12 protein-coding genes are annotated in these 18,057 nt (G+C 67.1%); all 12 read right to left on the bottom strand.

What is annotated here, in order from left to right; all coding sequences use genetic code 11:
* Window positions 1-25: 25 nt before the first annotated feature.
* The 12 genes from OHT21_RS43735 to OHT21_RS43680 all read right to left on the bottom strand — a co-directional run bounded on the left by OHT21_RS43735 (window position 26) and on the right by OHT21_RS43680 (window position 18,002).
* The gene (locus tag OHT21_RS43735; protein ID WP_328773805.1) at window positions 26-3,835 is read right to left on the bottom strand and encodes an ABC transporter ATP-binding protein; all 3,810 of its coding nucleotides are present in this window, start codon (window positions 3,833-3,835) and stop codon (window positions 26-28) included.
* Window positions 3,836-3,909: 74 nt separating this feature from the next.
* Window positions 3,910-4,905, bottom strand: a complete 996-nt coding sequence (locus tag OHT21_RS43730) for an ABC transporter permease (RefSeq protein ID WP_328773804.1) — start codon at window positions 4,903-4,905, stop codon at window positions 3,910-3,912.
* A gap of 29 nt (window positions 4,906-4,934) precedes the next feature.
* Window positions 4,935-5,813: an ABC transporter permease gene (locus OHT21_RS43725; protein ID WP_328773803.1), complete on the bottom strand. Its 879-nt coding sequence runs from the start codon at window positions 5,811-5,813 to the stop codon at window positions 4,935-4,937.
* A 125-nt stretch (window positions 5,814-5,938) separates the two neighbouring features.
* Entirely contained in the window at window positions 5,939-7,141 is a 1,203-nt protein-coding gene (locus OHT21_RS43720) for an MFS transporter (protein WP_328773802.1), read from the bottom strand.
* A gap of 12 nt (window positions 7,142-7,153) precedes the next feature.
* Window positions 7,154-8,470, bottom strand: coding sequence for an NtaA/DmoA family FMN-dependent monooxygenase (locus OHT21_RS43715; RefSeq protein ID WP_328773801.1), 1,317 nt, complete (start codon window positions 8,468-8,470; stop codon window positions 7,154-7,156).
* A 61-nt stretch (window positions 8,471-8,531) separates the two neighbouring features.
* Window positions 8,532-9,848 (bottom strand): NtaA/DmoA family FMN-dependent monooxygenase, encoded by a 1,317-nt coding sequence (locus tag OHT21_RS43710; RefSeq protein WP_328773800.1) that lies wholly within the window; start codon window positions 9,846-9,848, stop codon window positions 8,532-8,534.
* A 13-nt stretch (window positions 9,849-9,861) separates the two neighbouring features.
* Window positions 9,862-11,172: an NtaA/DmoA family FMN-dependent monooxygenase gene (locus OHT21_RS43705; RefSeq protein WP_328773799.1), complete on the bottom strand. Its 1,311-nt coding sequence runs from the start codon at window positions 11,170-11,172 to the stop codon at window positions 9,862-9,864.
* A gap of 205 nt (window positions 11,173-11,377) precedes the next feature.
* Complete coding sequence (locus OHT21_RS43700) at window positions 11,378-13,360, bottom strand: ABC transporter ATP-binding protein (protein ID WP_328773798.1); 1,983 nt, start codon at window positions 13,358-13,360, stop codon at window positions 11,378-11,380.
* 3 nt (window positions 13,361-13,363) lie between these two features.
* Complete coding sequence (locus OHT21_RS43695) at window positions 13,364-13,507, bottom strand: hypothetical protein (RefSeq protein WP_328773797.1); 144 nt, start codon at window positions 13,505-13,507, stop codon at window positions 13,364-13,366.
* Between the two features lie 70 nt (window positions 13,508-13,577).
* Window positions 13,578-15,203, bottom strand: coding sequence for an ABC transporter substrate-binding protein (locus tag OHT21_RS43690; protein WP_328773796.1), 1,626 nt, complete (start codon window positions 15,201-15,203; stop codon window positions 13,578-13,580).
* Between the two features lie 307 nt (window positions 15,204-15,510).
* Window positions 15,511-16,803, bottom strand: a complete 1,293-nt coding sequence (locus tag OHT21_RS43685) for an MFS transporter (protein ID WP_328773795.1) — start codon at window positions 16,801-16,803, stop codon at window positions 15,511-15,513.
* Complete coding sequence (locus OHT21_RS43680; protein ID WP_328773794.1) at window positions 16,800-18,002, bottom strand: MFS transporter; 1,203 nt, start codon at window positions 18,000-18,002, stop codon at window positions 16,800-16,802. Before OHT21_RS43680 ends, OHT21_RS43685 begins: the two co-directional genes overlap by 4 nt.
* Window positions 18,003-18,057: the final 55 nt, after the last annotated feature.

Raw genomic sequence — 18,057 nt, 5'->3', positions numbered from 1 at the left:
TGTTCTCACTCGTGGCTGGCTGCCCTCACTCATGGCTGTGGGCGGTACTCGTCACCATCGCCGCCCACAGCGCCGCGTAGTGGCCCCCGAGCCCGAGGAGCTCGTCGTGTGAGCCGTCCTCGACGATCAGGCCGTTGTCCACGACCAGGATGCGCTGCGAGGCTCGTGCCGTCTGGAGCCGGTGTGCGATCAGCAGCGTCGTACGCCCCCGCGCGACCAGTCCCATCGCTCGCTGGACGCGTGCCTCCGTGGCGAGGTCCAGGTTCGCCGTCGCCTCGTCGAGCAGCAGGATCGCGGGGTCGACGACGAGTGCCCGTGCCAGGCTCAGCAGCTGGCGTTGGCCGGCCGACAGTGACCGGCCCTGCTCGCTCACCGGGGTGTGGTAGCCGAGGGGCAGCTCGGCGATGAAGGCATGTGCCCCGACTGCACGGGCAGCCTGCTCCACGAGGAGGTCGGGCGCCTCGGGGTTCCCGTAGGCGATGTTGGAACGGATCGTCCCCGAGAAGAGGAAGGGTTCCTGGGGGACGAACCCGAGCTGGTGGCGGTAAGCCGCCAGGTCGAGCTGCTTGATCGGAATGCCGTCGAGGCTCACCGTGCCCGCGGAAGTGTCGTAGAACCGGGCCACCAGCTTGACCAGGGTCGACTTGCCCGCACCGGTGGTGCCGACCAGGGCGACGACCTGCCCGGGCGGGATCTCGAGGCTGACGTCGTCCATCGCGACCAGGCCTGTGCTCTCGTAGGCGAACGTCACATGGTCCAGGGAGATCCTGCCGGACATGCGCTTCGGGGCGACGGCGTCCTCCGCGAGGGGGGTGCCCGTCGGCGTCTGCAGGAGCTCTCGCAGCTGGACGACCGCGACCTTCGCCTGCAGCCACTGGTCGAAGACGAAGGACAGCTGCTGGATCGGCGTGAAGAACTGGTCGAGGTAGAGCAGAAACGCGATCAGCAGCCCGTAGGACAGGTCACCCTCGATGACGCGCGGAGCGGCGACCGCGAGCGCGATGGCCTTCGCTACGGTGCTCAGCAGCTGGAGTACCGGGAAGAACCGGGCGATCAGCTCGGCCGAGCGAATCCTGGCCTCGCAGTAGGAGTCGGCCAGCACCGCGAACCGCTGTTCGTTCGCCTGCTGCTGGCTGTAGGCCTGGCTGACCGCGACGCCGGCGAGGCTCTCCTGCATGTCGGCGTAGAGCACCGACACCCGGTGGCGCGCGATCAGGTAGGTCTTCCCTGAAGCCGAGCGGAACCACAGCGTCGAAGCCAGCAGGATCAACAGCACCGGCGAGACCGCGAGGGCGAGCTGGGCGTCGAAGACGACGAGGCCGACGGCGATGCCGAAACACGCCAGCAGACTCACCATCGCGGTCAGCAGTCCCTGCTGCAGCAGCTGGGCGAAGGCTTCGATGTCGGAGGTCATCCGGGTCATGATCTTGCCGGCCATGTGCTGCTCGTAGTAGTTGAGCGAGAGTCGCTGCAGGTGCGCGAACGTACGCACCCGCAGCCCGAACAGCATGCGCTCGGCAATGAGCTGGGCGAAGTAGATCATCACCCTGCTGTTGACCCAGATGACGCCTTGGATGGCCAGGAGGGCCACACAGATCCAGGCCAGCATCCGAAAGGAGTCCTGGAGGACGCCGTGGTCGATGCCGAACCTGATCAGCACCGGCGTCGCGATCCACGACACGGCATCGACGACCACCATGACCGAGGCCAGCAGCAGCGGCTTGGTGAAGGGCCGGAAGACGCTCCCCATGGTGAACTGGCTCTGTGGTGCCACTGCTTCCGTGAGGTCGATGTCGGGCTCGCCGCGCAGTTCGGGAAGGCGCTCCACGGCCTTGAGCAGTGTGGGCGACACCGTGGCCAAACCGGCGAGGGTCGAGGTGTCGCCACTCATTCCGGGGCCGTGCGAGCCGGACGCCGCCCGCGTGGCGGCCTCGCTGGTGTGGCTGCTGATCTTGGGTGCGCCCTGCCGTGACACACCCTCCGGCCAGGCGGCGGGTTCCAGATCGGTGACCAGTTCCTCGGGTTCTGCCACGAAGTCCGCGTCGGGTCCGGTCAGGAGCTCTCGGAAGAGCTGGGAGGTCTCGAGCAGCTCTTCGGTGGTCCCGACGTCGACGATCCGGCCGTGGTCGAGCACGATGACGCGATCCGCCAGGAGCAGGGTCGAGTGCCGGTGGGCGATCAGCACGGTCGTCCGCTCGGCGAGGACCTCTCCGAGCGAGCGGTGGATGGCGTGCTCCGTCCGTGCGTCGATGGCCGATGTGGCGTCGTCGAGGATCAGTACCTGAGGGCTGGTCAGTGCCGCTCGGGCGAGTGCGAGTCGTTGCCGTTGCCCGCCGGACAGGGTGAAGCCGCGTTCGCCCACGACGGTGTCGTAGCCGTCGGGGAGCCCGGCGATGAAGCCGTGCGCATGGACCGCGACCGCCGCGTGCTCCACCTCGTCGATGGTGGCCGTCGGCCTGCCGAACGCGATGTTGTCGCGGATCGTCGTCCCGAAGAGGAAGCCTTCCTCGAACACGATCCCGACCGCGTCACGCAGCGAGGTCAGGGTGTACTCACGGATGTCGCGGCCGTCGATGCGCACCACTCCCGACGTGGGGTCGTGGAACCGGGCGATGAGGTGAGCCAGGGTGGACTTCCCCGAACCCGAGGCCCCCACGATGGCGATCCGCTCCCCCGGATTCACCCGCAGCGAGATGTCGCGCAACACGACGTCGCCACCGGGGTAATGGAAGTCGACATGCTCGAGCTCGACCAGGCCTGAGGAGTTCTCCAGCCGGACGGCGTGGGGACGGTCCTGCACGCGCGCCTGCGTCGACAAAAGCTCCACGACCCGCTGGGCACCGGCTCGCGCCTGCTGGCTGGTGGCCATCAGACCTGAAAGGAAGCGCACCGGAGCGACCAGTTGCAGGACGTAGCTGGAGAAGGCCAGGAACACGCCGAGTGAGACCTGGTCCTCCATGACAAGCCAGCCGCCGAAGCCGAGGATGGCCAGCTGCGTGAGTCCGGGGATGGCATCCATGCCGGCGCCGAACACCGCGGTGATTCTCGCGGTGCGGAGCCGGGACTGGAAAAGCTTGCGTGCCTCGCCGTTGAGCGATGCCTGCTCCTGCTCCTCTTGCCCGAAAGCCTTGACGACCCGGACTCCGGTGACCGCCTCCTCCACCACCCCGGCCACGCCGCCCTGGAACCGCTGATCCATCCAGCTCGCGGGGAACGACCGGCTGCGGAACCTCATGGCCACGGCGAGGAACACGGGTACGGCCACCAGCATCACTGCTGCCAGGAGTGGGGAGAGGGCGACCATCACGGCCAGCGACACGATGAGCAGGGTGACGTTGCCGTAGGCCAGGCCGAGCTGCTGGAGGAACATCTGGATCAGGGTGAGATCCGATGTCGCCCGGGACATCACGTCGCCCGAACGCAGCTCGTCGCGCCGCGAGGCGTCCAAGTACTGCATGTGCCGGTGCAGCTTGATCTGGAGGTCCCGCTGGACGCGCACGGCGGCTCTCCCGCCGATCGTGCGGCGCAGGTAGTTCGCCACGAAGCCGGTGAGTCCGGCGACGAGCAGGAGCACGATCCAGACGCCTCGGGAACGCCTCTCGGAGAGGATCGTGTCATCGAGAACGACCTGCTGGATCAGCGGGATGAGGCCCATCAGGGCCATCGCGACGACGGCGAACCCGATGCCGAGCCAAATGCGGAAGCGCTCCCGCCGGTCGAGCACGGGTGCCAGCAGTTGGAGGGTCCCTCGCGCGTACACCGGACGATACCGGTTGTCCACCTCCACGTCGGGCTCGAGGGAGTCTGCTTCGCGCATGTCGAGTGGGGTGGTCATGGGCACAGGAGAAGGGGCGCGGATTTCCGCGCCCCTTCTCCTGCATTGCCGGCCGATTGCGCCCCTGGAGTCCCCTAGACGGCGATCCGTGGATCGGCTGCGGCCTGGAGGACGTCGACGACGATGTTGGCCATCACGTAGAGGAGGCCGACGACCAGCGTGATTCCGGCGATGGTGTTGAAGTCTCCCTTGCCGATCGACTGCGAGATGTACAGGCCGATGCCGGGTCTGGCGAAGATCGCTTCGACCAGGATGCTGTTCCCGATCATCCCGGCGAGCTGCAGTCCGATCAGCGCGAGCACCGGGCCGAGGGCGTTGCGGAGCGCGTGCTTGATGAGGACCTGCGTTCCGCTCAGGCCTTTGGCCCTGGCTGTACGGGCGTACTCCGCCCGGAGGGTGCCCTCCAGGCTGCTTCTCAGGACGCGGCCGACGGCGACAGCAGGACCGATTGCGATGCACAACGCCGGGAGGATGAGATGTTTCAGGTCGTCGAGGAACAGGCCGGGCCGACCCGCCACCAGACTGTCCACCAGGAGGAAGCCGGTCGGGCCCGACGGTGCGTCGTACGCCGATGTCTGGCCGGTGACCGGCAGTAGGTCGAGCCAGCGGTAGAAGACCAGCATCGCGATCAGGCAGGCCAGAAACACGGGCACCGACGCGCCGGAGATCATCACCACCCGCAGCACCCCTGATCCGCGCCACCGTTGCGCCGTGGCGAACCCGAGGAAGAACCCGATCAGGGCGATCAGCACGAGCGCCATGAACACGAGTTCCAGCGTGACCGGCAGGAACTTCACGATGTCCGACGCGACCAGCGTGCGCGTCACCGACGAGGTCCCGAGGTCACCCTGCGCCGCATCCCCCAGGTAGTTGACGAACTGCACCGGCACCGGCTTGTCGAGTCCCAGTTCCTGGCGGGCTGCTTCGTACACCTCTGGCGGTGCCTTCTCCCCTACCAGGGCCACGACAGGGTCGACGGGCGCCACCTTCTGCAGGACGAAGACCACCAGGACTAGTGCGATGAGGACGGGAAGCGCTCCCAGGAGCCGGCGACCCAAGATCAGCAGCATGATGTCACCTCTACGTTGGTCCGTACCGGTCAGCGGTCACGGATGCGGTCCCTGAGTGCGTCGCCGGCGAAGTTGCTCACGATGGCGATCAGGGCGACGGCTGCGGCAGGGAACACGGGGATCCACCACGCGCTGAAGATGTTGGTCATCCCTTGGGCACTCATGGCCCCCAGCTCCGGCGCGGGCTGCGGGGCGCCCAGACCGAGGAACGACAGGCTCGAGAGCATCAGCACCAGTGCCGACACGTCCAGGCTCGCGGTGATGATGGTGACCGGGACCGCTCCGGGCAGCAGATGTCTGGTGAGTCGGCGCACCGGTCCGGCCCCCGAGATCTTGGCCGCCTCCATGTGGGGAGAGGCCCGCAACTTGCGTACCTCGGCGCGGATGATGCGCGTGTACAACGGCCACCACACGATCGCGACGCCGACGAGGGTGTGGAAGTAGGACGGGCCGAGGGCCGCGACCACCGCAACCGCAAGGATCGGCCCGGGGAGCGCCAGGAACACGTCGGTGATCCGCATCAGGATGCTGTCGACGATGCCGCCGACAGCCCCGGCGACCAGGCCGACCAGTCCCCCGAAGACGACACCGGAGGCGACGACCGCCAGGGCGCCCCACCAGCTGGTGGACATGCCGACGAGAACGCGACTGAGCACGTCACGTCCCACCGTGTCGGTCCCGAGGAGATAGCCGGAACCGGGCGCGGACATCGGTTGTCCGGCCGGCACCAGGGGGTCATAGGGCGCGATGGCCTCGGCGAAGATCGCGATGAGGAACATCGCTGCCAGCGCGGTGAAGGCGACCCAGCCGGCCACCGGTGTGCCCTGGAAATACTGCCTGAGGCCTTGACCGAATCTGGTCCCGACCGGGACCAGATCTTTCGCGACGTAGGGCTCAGCAATGGCCATAGCTCCTCCGAATTTCGACGGCCCGCTGGTCCTCGACTCTGCGGTAACGGGCTTGTGATGCGATCCATCGGGGAACTAGTGCACCGCTCGCGGGTGTCATTGAAAGCTCAATTCGCGTTGCTGGTTCATTGCGCGCGTGTCGCGCGCGTTTCAGCCAGGGATTTCGACCCGGCCAGCACTGCTGCGGACAGCAGGACGAGCCCTCCTCCGACCACGCACCCAGTCGTCCCCAGCGCCCCGAAGAGCAGGTTGACGCTGCCCGAGCCGCTGAACGAGCCCACCCCGCAGGCGATCCGGTAGTTGGCCACGGCGATGGAGGGGTCCGGGCTGGTGACGACGACCAGCACCGGTGGCGCTGCCAGAGCGACTCCGTCGACGAGCCCGAACAGCACAGCCGCGGCGAGGAAGCCACTGAGCGAATGTGCGACCAGAAGTGCGACCAAGGCGATCACACCGAGCCCGAGCGCCCACACGAGCGCTCGAGCTGGCGGGACCTTCTCGAACAGCGTGCCCGAGGTGCCGAGGACCACGATCTCCACCATGGAGAGCACGCCCAGGGAGATTCCGATGCCGGCGGCGTTGAGACCCGCTGCATCCCCGATCAGCGGGAAAGCGGTGTTCTCGATCCCACTGCGCAGGTAGTTGCCGATGAGCCCCAGCGCGAGGGCGACGCGGACTGCTCGGCCGACCGCCAGCCGGGGCAGACCGATACGGGGTTTGCCGACTTCCTCCGAGGCCGGCAGGCACGGTAGCAGCAGGACCACCAGCGCGCCCGCCGCAAGGCCGGCTCCGCAGCAGACCGCGAAGGCGAGCCGGTAGCCGTCGACCCCCGCGTGCTGTGTGGCCAGGATGCCGCCGACCGGGGCGCCGACGGAGCCTCCGAGCATCTGCAGGCTCGCGTTCGAGCCGAGAGCGCGATGCGAGCGAGGGCGCATCCGCACCGTCACCTGCAGCGCCGCACCTGCGACCACCGCGCTGGCCAAGCCCTGGACGACCCGGGCGGCGATCAGCTCCGGCGCGCGGTCAGCCAGCCCGTAACAGGCCTCGCTGACCGCGAACAGCACCATTCCGACGGCGGCCGTCGAGCGAGCATCGATCCGGGTGACGACCCTCGTTCCGAGGACGTCGACCAGCATGAGCCCGGCCGCGGAGCTCACGATGAAGACGGTGACGAGGACCGGGCTGAGTCCCAGCTTGATCGCGTAGAGCAACTCGATCGGCGCGGTCATGGCCATCACGAAACCGACCAGGACCATCGTCAGCGGATGCCCGGCCGACTCCCGGAACCGGGCAAGCGCGCTGCCGTGGGACGTGTTCGGTGCGGTCACCACCGCACGCGATCAGAACTCACGGAGGGTCTCGCGCAGGGTGGACTTGGTGTACTCGGTGCGGGTGAGGCCCTGGCGCTGCAGCGCGGGCATCAGCCCGTCACAGATGGCGTTGATGTAGGTGCGGGACAGGTCCCAGCCGGGCTTGCTGATCAGGAAGCCGTCACCGCCGACCTCCTCCATCGCCTCGCCCATCTTCTTGGCGACCTGCTCCGGAGTGCCCACCAGCTCCAGACCCCGCTTGGCGCGGTGCAACACCAACTCGCGCAGCGTCTTGGGGCCCGGGCTGCCGTCGCCCCGCATGAAGTACTCCAGGGATCCTCGCTCGCCGTTGGTGGTCAGGCCTTCGGGGAGCGGCTCGTCCAGGTCGAACTGCTTGAAGTCGATCTCGGTGTTGGACGAGATGTTCACCAGCGACTTCTCGATGTACGACGGGTGGTTGTGAATCCGCTCGACCTCGGCGCGGGCTTCTGCCTCGGTGGCGGCGATGGTGGGTGAGACGACGAAGAGGAGCTTGATGTCGTCGGGGTCGCGGCCGGCCGCTTCGGCGCGGGCGCGGATGTCGTCGCGATACTCCTTCATACCTTCGACGCCGGTACCCACCGCGATGATCGCGTCGGCGGCGCCTGCGGCGAACGCACGACCGCGGGGGGAGGCTCCCGCTTGGAGGAACGCGGGGCGGTGCTGGGGTGAGGGGACGGTGTTGAGGGGGCCGCGGGACTTGAAGTACTTGCCGTCGAAGTCGATGGTGCGGACTTTGCGGTAGTCGGCGTAGGTGTTGGTCTCGCGGTCCATGACGACCGCGTCGGCTTCCCAGGAGTCCCAGAGCTGGGTGACGACGTCGAAGTACTCCTCGGCGACGTTGTAGCGCTCGTCATGCTCGGGAAGACCCTCAAGACCGAAGTTCTGGGCGGCACGGTCCTCGGCGGAGGAGACGATGTTCCAGCCGAACCGGCCTTCGGCGATCGAGTCGACGGTGGAGCAGGCGCGGGCCAGCAGATACGGCGGGTAGAACGAGGTCGACATGGTTGCGACCACGCCCATTTTGGACGTACCGGCAGCGACCATGACGGCCAACGGGATCGGGTCGTGCTTGGGCGCGAACGCCGAGTGCTTCAACGCGCCTTCCATGGTGCCGCCGTACGCGTCGGCCACCATCACGGTGTCCTCGATCATGATCAGGTCGAAGCACGCCCGCTCCATCGACTGGGCCATGTCGACGTAGAACTTGCCGTTGGCCCAGTTCTTCACGTCCGGGGATGCCCACTCGGTGTCCCACTCCGGCGGGATGAAGTTCATGAACCAACCCATGTGGAACTTCTTCGGCATGATGTCTCCTGCTCGGTCGTGGCTCGGTGCTCTGGGAAGGCCGGGGATGTCTGCGGTGGGCTCAGAACTCGCGGAGCGTCTCGCGCAGGGTGGACTTGGTGTACGCGGTGCGGGTGAGGCCCAGGCGCTGGAGCGCGGGCACCAGGCCGTCGCAGATGTCGGTGATGTACTGCCGGGAGAGGTCGCGACCGCCCTTGTTGATCAGGAAGCCGTCGCCGCCGATCTCCTCCATCGCTTCGCCCATCTTCTTGGCGACCTGCTCCGGAGTGCCCACCAGCTCCAGGCCCCGCTTGTTGCGAGCCATGACCATCTGACGCAGTGTCTTGGGGCCGGGGCTGCCGTCGCCCCGCATGAAGTGTTCGAGGGATCCGCGCTCGCCGTTGGTGGTCAGGCCTTCGGGGAGCGGCTCGTCCAGGTCGAACTGCTTGAAGTCGATCTCGGTGTTCGAGGAGATGCCGACGAGTGCCTTCTCGATGAAGGAGTCGGTCGCGATGATCCGCGCCTCCTGCTCGCGGGCTTCGGCTTCGGTGGCGGCGATGGTGGGTGAGACGACGAAGAGGAGCTTGATGTCGTCGGGGTCGCGGCCGGCTGCTTCGGCGCGGGCGCGGATGTCGTCGCGGTACTCCTTCATGCCCGCGGTACCGGTACCCACCGCGATGATCGCGTCGGCGGCTCCCGCCGCGAACGCACGACCACGGGGAGAGGCACCCGCCTGGAAGAAGGCCGGGCGGTGCTGGGGTGAGGGCACCGTGTTGAGGGGGCCGCGGGACTTGAAGTACTTGCCATCGAAGTCGATGGTGCGGACCTTGCGGTAGTCGGCGTAGGTGTTGGTCTCGCGGTCCATGACGACCGCGTCCGCCTCCCACGAGTCCCACAGCTGGGTGACGACGTCGAAGTACTCCTCGGCCACGTTGTACCGCTCGTCATGCTCGGGAAGACCCTCAAGACCGAAGTTCTGGGCCGCACGGTCCTCGGCGGAGGAGACGATGTTCCACCCGAACCGGCCTTCGGCGATCGAGTCCACCGTGGAACAGGCACGGGCCAGCAGATACGGCGGGTAGAACGACGTCGACATCGTCGCCACCACACCCATTTTCGACGTGTTCGCAGCAACCATGACGGCCAGCGGGATCGGGTCCTGCTTGGGCGCGAACACGGCGTTCTTCAGCGAACCCTCCATCGTGCCGCCGTACGCGTCGGCCACCATCACGGTGTCCTCGATCATCATGAAGTCGAAGCACGCCCGCTCCATCGACTGAGCCATGTCGACGTGGAACTTGCCGTTGGCCCAGTTCCTCACATCCGGAGAAGCCCACTCCGACTGCCAGTCCGGCGGCGTGAAGTTCATGAACCAACCCAGGTGGAACATCTGCGTCATGTGCGTCTGCCTTTCAGAACTCGCCGAGGGTCTCGCGCAAGGTGGACCCGGTGTACTCGGTGCGGGTCAGCCCACGTCGTTGGAGCTCGGGGACGAGGCCGTCGCAGATGTCTGTGATGTACTTACGCGTCAGACCCCTGCGGTGGATGAGGAAGCCGTCGCCGCCGACCTGCTCCATCACTTCTTGCATCTGGTCGGCGACCTGTCCGGGAGTGCCGATGAACTCCAGGCCGAACGAGCTCGCCGCGATCGCGAGTTGACGCAGGGTCTTGGGGCCGGGGCTGCCGTCGCCCCGCATGAAGTGTTCGAGGGATCCGCGCTCGCCGTTGGTGGTCAGGCCCTCGGGGAGCGGCTCGTCCAGGTCGAACTGCTTGAAGTCGATCTCGGTGTTCGACGAGATGCCCACGAGTGCCTTCTCCACGAACAGGTCCGACTGGCCGAAGCGTTGGTGAGCGGCGGTCGCTTCGGCTTCGGTGGCGGCGATGGTGGGTGAGACGACGAAGAGGAGCTTGATCTCGTCGGGGTCGCGGCCGGCCGCTTCGGCGCGGGCCCGGATGTCGTCGCGGTACTCCTTCATGCCCGCGGTGCCGGTACCGACCGCGATGATCGCGTCAGCCGCCCCCGCCGCGAACGCGCGGCCGCGGGGGGAGGCACCCGCCTGGAAGAAGGCCGGGCGGTGCTGGGGCGAGGGCACGGTGTTGAGCGGGCCGCGGGACTTGAAGTACTTGCCGTCGAAGTCGATGGTGCGGACCTTGCGGTAGTCCGCGTAGGTGTTGGTCTCGCGGTCCATGACGACCGCGTCCGCCTCCCAGGAATCCCACAACTGGGTGACGACGTCGAAGTACTCCTCGGCCACGTTGTAACGCTCGTCATGCTCGGGCAGACCCTGGAGACCGAAGTTCTGGGCGGCACGGTCCTCGGCCGAGGAGACGATGTTCCAGCCGAACCGGCCCTCGGCGATCGAGTCCACCGTGGAGCAGGCGCGGGCCAGCAGATACGGCGGGTAGAACGACGTCGACATCGTCGCCACCACACCCATTTTCGACGTGTTCGCAGCAACCATGACGGCCAACGGAATCGGATCCTGCTTGGGCGCGAACACGGCGTTCTTCAGCGAACCCTCCATCGTGCCGCCGTACGCGTCGGCCACCATCACGGTGTCCTCGATCATCATGAAGTCGAAGCACGCCCGCTCCATCGACTGAGCCATGTCGACGTGGAACTTGCCGTTGGCCCAGTTCCTCACATCCGGAGAAGCCCACTCCGACTGCCAGTCCGGCGGTGTGAAGTTCATGAACCAACCCAGGTGGAACATCTGCGTCATGTGCGTCTGCCTGCCTCTCCTGCTGTCTCTCCTGCCGCGAACCAGATCGCCGGGCTGCTCGGCACCGCGCCATTGCGTGCCTCGGTCCGTGGTGATCTCATGACATCCGGCGTCGATGTCACGTCGAATGCGCCGTAATAGCGCTCGCATTGCGCCGCTGTGACCACGGTTCGCCTCTCGGGACGATGGGGTGATCCACGCCCGGTCATCCCTCCTTCGCTGGGACCCTGGTGAGGTGACACGAGGCCTCCCGACCCCCGATGCCGTCGATCGAGTAGAGGAATGGCGCCTCGGTGGAGCATCGGTCGATCCGCTCACGGCAGCGCGGGTGGAACGAGCAACCCGACGGCACGGAGAGCGGGCTCGCCGGTTCGCCCGGCAGTCGCACGGGCGCGGCCCCCGGGGTGGGGATCGCGGCGAGCAGGGCTTTCGTGTACGGGTGCTTGGGCGAGGTGATGACTTCCTCGGTGGGCCCCAGCTCGACGATCTGTCCGAGGTACATCACCGCGGTGCGGTCGGAGATGAAGCGCGCGGCGGCCAGATCATGCGTGACGAACATGACGGCCATCCCCAGCTCGCGCCGTAGGTCTTGAAGCAGGTTGAGCACGGACGCGGCCAAGGAGGCGTCCAGCGCGGAGGTGGGCTCGTCGCACAGCAGCAGCTTCGGAGGGACGATGACGGCCCTGGCAAACGCGACCCGCTGGCGCTGACCTCCCGAGAGCAGGCCCGCCTTGACACCGGCCACATCCGGGGGAAGCCCCACCTGGCGCAGTGCCCGGTCGACCAGCTCCCGGCGATCTGCCCTGCTGTTCTCCTTGAGCAGCCGCTCGCCCACGATCTCGCCCACGGTCAGCCAGGGCGTGAGCGAGGCACCGGCGTCCTGGAACACCATTTGGGGCCGGCCGCCGAGTCGCTCGACATTCCCGGCATCGGGTGCCATCAGCCCCGCGACGACGCGGAGCAACGTCGACTTCCCCGACCCGGACTCGCCTACGACGGCCATCGACTCGCCGGGAGCGATCTCGAGGATCACGTTGCGCAGCGCGTGGAGCTGGTCCTTCTTCAGCATCCCGCGCCTGATCGTGAACTGTTTGTCGATGCCGTTGATCCGCAGCGCGGGAGTGTCGTCGTCGACCTCGGCCATGGGGCGGAACGACGGCGCGGCGGCGAGTACCGCCTCTTGGCTCGTCGCTCCGGGCACGATGCAGGCCGCCACACCCGAGTGCGTTGACGCAGGGGTCGGCACCGGCAGCGTTTCGGCGCAGTCATGGGTCGCGGCCGAGCACCGAGGCGCGAATGCGCAACCACGCGGATGTGCCCGAGGATCCGGAGGTTCACCAGGGAGCGCCGGGATCTGCCGGCCGGTCGGCAGATCGAGATCCAGCCGGGCGTTCAGCAGGCCCACGGTGTAGGGGTGTGACGGTGCCCGCAGGACCTCTTCCGTCTTCCCGATCTCGGCCACCCGACCGCCGTACATGACCGCGATCCGGTCCGCCACCTGTGAGGCCACGCCAATGTCGTGAGTGACCAGGACGAATGATGTGCCGAGGTTGTCGCAGAGGTCACGGATGAGGGCGAGGACCTGAGCCTGCACCGTCACATCGAGTGCCGTGGTGGGCTCGTCGGCGATCACGAGGTCGGGCTTGCCCGCGACAGCCATGGCGATCATCACGCGCTGCCTGAGCCCACCCGACAGCTCGTGGGGGAAGGCCTTCATCCGCCGCCCGGGGTCCGGGATGCCGACGAGGTCGAGAAGCCGCAGCGCCTCTTCCTCGGAACCGGCCGCCTCCACCACCTGGCGACCAATGCGCATCGTGGGGTTGAGCGAGGTCATGGGGTCCTGGAACACCGCGCCGAGGTGCAGCTTGCGCATACGGCGCCGCTCCTCGCCCGACGCGGACACCATGTCCACGCCGCACACCTCGGCCTTTCCGCTGACCACGGGCATCGGGTCGCCCGCGAGCAGGCCGAGGAGGGCCAGAGCCATCACACTCTTGCCCGAACCGGACTCTCCGACGACTGCGAGGATCTCGCCGGAGTCGATGTCGAGAGTGACGCCGCGCAGGGAGTGGACGGGCACTCCTCGACGCTTGAAGGTGACCTTGAGGTCCTCCACCCGAGCGCGTGATGTGGTCACTGGTTCGGCGAGTGCGGCGGCGCTGCCCCTGGGAGTGCTGGTGCTGGTCATGATTCATGCCCTCCTCAGCCTGTTGGCGGTGAAGATGTAGGTGAGGTAGGAGTTCTGCTCCAGCCCCTCCAGGTACGTGTGCAAGAGGTTGTCGGATCGCCGGCAGAACGAGATCCACAGCGCTTCGTCGAGCGGGATCTCGCTCATGTCCTTCAGATCCCTGGTTCAGATCGCGCCCTTGGAAGCGACCGTTGCCGGAGGGCACGCCGCTTGCGGCTCAGACCCGTTTGATCTTGGCCGAGTTGAAGATGTAGGGGAGGTACGAATCGAGCTCGACCCCGCCGATGTCGGAGTGGGTGACGAAGTTCTGCGGGATTCGGCACAACGGGACCCACAAGGCTTCGTCCGCGATGATCTCGGTGATCTGCAGGTAGATGTCGTTGGTCTCGTCCTCGGTGCCCTTTGTGATCGCCTCGTCCATGAGCGCGTCCACCTTGGGGTTGCCGTACTGGAACGCGTTCAGGGGCTTCGCGCCGGTGCGCAAGAAGATCCGCAACGCGGTGTCCAGGTGCAGCGCGTCACCTCCCATCGTCGCCAGGAGGAGGTCCGGCCGCTTGTCAGCCGGCTGGTTGCACAGGTCGAACCACTCCGCCGAGGGCATTGCCCGAATGGTGATCTCCAGTCCGATCGGGGCGAGTTGGGTCTGGATCAGCTCGGCCATCTGCTGGGCCGGTGCGCCGTTGGACGACACCCAGGCAAAGTCGATCTTCTTGTTCGACAACCTGGCGACCTTTTTGGTCAGCGGACCGAGGTCGACCTTCGGGTCGAAGGGCGCGAGCCCCTTGGGGAACATGTTCTCCGGCCAGAAGTTCTCCTGGACCGTGGTGAGCCCCTTGAAGGACGTCTCGACGGCCGTGGCGCGCTCGATGGCGCTCATCATCGCCTGTCGCAGGGACTTGTCCTTGAACATGCCCGCGTCAGGGTTCATGTAGAGCGACATCATCGACGCGCCGAGGTTCGTGGCGACCGAGAACTTCTTGTTCTTCCGGTAGCTGAGCACGTCGGCGATGGCGAACCCATGGCTGACCAGGTGGAAGGCACCTTGGTCCAACTGGAGTTTCTGGGTCGCGATCTCGGGGGTGATCTTGATCCGGATCGTCTTGAAGTAAGGCTGCTCGCCCCAGTAGCCGTCGAACCTTTCCAGGACGTAGTGGCTTCCCGGCACGAACTCCTTCATGACGTAGGGGCCGGTGCCCGCGTCGTGGGTCTTGAGCCACGTCTGGGCCAGGTCGTCCTTCACCGCGTTCTTGGCGACCGCCGTGGGGCTGGTCACCAGCATCTTCCAGGGGCAGGCCGCGTAGTGGAGGAAGGCGTTGTTGGGCTTCTTGAGCTTGACAACGAGGGTGGTCGCATCCTTCGCTTCGGCCTTCTCGATCCCTGTCACCATGTAGGCGGGCCCCTGTTCGACCGCGGCCCGACGCTCGAAGCTCTTCACCCACGCCTCGGCGTCGGCGGGTGTCCCGTCGTGGAACGTGACGTCCGGCTTCAGCTTGAAGGTGTAGGTCAGCTGGTCGTCGGAGACCGTCCAGGAGTCCGCCAGCTGCGGGATTATTTCGGGAGTACCGGACTTGTAGGTGACCAGGCCGTCGTAGCACGCGTGCATGACCTGGACGCCCTCGCCCTCGTACATGATGTCCGGGTCGGGGACCTGCATGTCCTGGAGGAACGGCATGCTCAGGGTGAGGTTGCCCTCGCCGTCCTCGCCGGCCTCACCGCCACACGCCTGGATCAGGCTCAGCAGGCTGACGCTGCCGAGCGTGATGCCACCCGCCTTGAGCAAGCTGCGACGGCTCAGTTGGGCGCGCGGTTCCGGTCTGTGCTGGTGTTCGCTCTTGGTGGGCAAGGACGCCTCCTACGGCAGATCTCACAGAGCCACTTGGGCCGTGCGGTGAGGAAGGAGTCGAGGCGTTCGGCTCGTCTCCACGGTGTTCGATGACGATCGCGGCGATGTGTGACACCACAGCGTCGTCACCGTGGCTTTCCTATTGCGCCTGGTTCGCGACACATAAGGTCTTTGTAACGGAGTCGCCGACGCTACGAGGGTGCCCGGAAAGGCCAAGAGCGCAGGTCACAACGCGGGCTGGGGCACGCCGTCGATGTCGGCGGCAGCCACTTCGCCCGAGGGGTACCAGGCCCCGGGAGACAGACGGTCAGGCCCCAGGAGCGGGGCGGAGGGCAGTCTCCGGGGTAGCTGACAGCAGGTCACGCAGGCGCAGCACGACCGTCACCACCGCGGCCATCCCGACCAGGGACGACAGCATCAGGGCGTTCCTGGTGCCGAGCAGCTCGGCACTCGCTCCGATCGCCACCATCCCGATCGGCATCGCGCCGATCGCGGTGCTGAGCACCCCGAGAGCGACGCCGCGTTCGGTGGCGTGTGCGGACTCGATCGCGAGGAGACTCTGCATGGACCCGAACGCGGCCTGGCCCATCCCCGCCACGAACAACGCGAGGAAAGCGAGTTCGAACACCGGCGCGGTGGAGAAGCAGAACAAGCCGAGCAGAGCAACCATCGAGCCGACCGCGAAGATCAGCCCGCGCCGGAGGAGGGGCCGGGTGCTCAGGACGACTCCGCAGAGGATCTGGCCGCCGCCCGCAGCGGCGCCGAGGGCGCCGGCGAGCACGGCGTCGGTGGAGAACTCATGGGCCACGAGAGGTACCAGCGGGATGTAGCCGAACATGAACAGGTTCATCGCCACGGTGACGCCCAAAGTGGCCATCAGGCGCCTGCTGCGCCGGGCGAGCCTGATGCTGGCGGCGGCCTGCGCGGCGATCGACACACGTGCGTCGGGATCGCGCGGGGTGGCGTAGCGAGGACTGGGGACCAGCCACAACAAGGCCGCTGAGATGCAGAGCAGCAGGCCCATCCCGGCGAATCCCGCTCCCATGCCGACGTGGTCGATGAGCGCACCACCGGCGAGCGTGCCGAACATGGCCGACCCCGCCTGCGCGGTGGCCTCGATCGTCATCGCCTGCCCTGCCAAACGCGGTCCGACAGTCTCGTAGATGAGGGGGCGCTGCGCGGTCATGTTCACCAACCCCCCGATTCCCAGCGCGAACATGAAGGGGAAGGTCATCCAGATCTCGACCAGTCCGGACTGGACGAGTCCGAACATCGCGAACTGGATCGGGATCAGCGCCAGCTGGACGCGACGGACGAGCTTGCGCCGGTCCAGCCGGTCGCTGATCACCCCGGCCACGAAGCCACCGACGAGCATCGGGAGGAAGACGAGCGCACCGACAACCTGGTTGAGGATGGGCGAACCGGACAGCTGGGCCAGCAGGTAACTCGTGGTGAACAGGCCGCCCCATCGCGTGGTGTGCCAGACGAAGGAGCTCACACAGAGGTAGCGGTAGCCAGGGACCCGGAACAGCGCCCGCAACGAGTACGACGGCACGGGATCGGCCGGGCGTGGGGTGGATCGTGCTTCGTCCGTGGTCACCCGGCGTCCACCGCTGACTTCTCCCGTCGCCACCGACCGGACATTCCGAGAAGGAGCAGCAGACTCAGGCACGCGGAGCCCAGGGCGAGGGCGGAGAACCCGATCCAGCTGAGCAGGAACCCACACAGGACCCCGGCAACTCCGCCGGAGACGGCTATGACGAAGTCCGCTGTGCCTTGGACCGGCACCCGGTCACTGGAGGTGACGGTGTCCACAAGAAGCGTCGATGCGCCGATGAAGACGAGCGCCCAACCCATCCCCACGGTGAACATCGAGACGAACATCAAGGGGACACTGTCTGCCACCGTCCCGGCGCAGCCGGCGAGGACGAGCACGAGCGCACCGCTCCGCATCGCCACGAGTCGCCCGAACCGGTCCGCGATGCGACCGACGAGCGGACTCGAGGCGAACATGCCGGCCATGTGGGCCGAGACCACGAAGGGGATGATCGCCTCGTGGTGGTGCGTCTTCATCTCGATCGGTGACATGGCCATCACGCCGACCATCACGGCTTGGGCGCCAACCATGGAGAGCAGAGCCAGCCGGGCCGCGGGCGCCGTGGCGATCACCCGCAGTGAGTCGGTGACGCGGGTGGACCGGGCGGCGACGGTCGCTACGTTGCCCTCCGCCCAGACCGTCAAGGGGTCGGGGCGTAGCCGTACCCCTACGTTGACCATCGCGCAGAGGAAGAAGAACGTGCTCAGGAGCCATGGACCGGCGTACTTCTCGAGCCCGAACACGGATTGGCCGAGTGCCTCGGCCGGTCCGACGAGAGTCGGGCCGAAGATCGCTCCGAAGGTGGCCGCGAACAGGATCCGGCCCATTGCCCGGCTTCGCTCGTCCGGCTCGGCCAAGTCGGTCGCCGCGTACCGGGCGAGCAGGTTGGTGGCAGAGCCGGCGCCGTACAGCAAGAGGCCGCACAGGAAGACCGCAAGGGACGAAATCTGCACGCCTGCACACGCGACAAGACCTCCCAGGGCGGCGAGTCCGTAGCCCATCTGCATGCCGACCCGGCGTCCGCGTCGTGCCATGACCCGGGCCAGCACCTGCGCCATGACTCCCGAGCCCGCGGTGACGGCCGCGGTCGACAGGCCCACCCACGGTGTGGCGACGCCGACGATGTCCTCGACCACGAAGCCGCCGATCGTGACGGCCGCGCCGAGTGCGCCGGCGCCCACCACCTGCCCCAAGGTGAGCACGCGCAAGCTCCGCCGTTGGATTTCCGCGCGCTCGACCGGCGATCGGGGTACCGCA

Origin of the sequence: Streptomyces sp. NBC_00286, from assembly GCF_036173125.1 — a bacterium.
In the GTDB taxonomy this organism is placed as follows: domain Bacteria; phylum Actinomycetota; class Actinomycetes; order Streptomycetales; family Streptomycetaceae; genus Streptomyces.
This window is presented reverse-complemented; position numbering and strand designations above follow the sequence as displayed.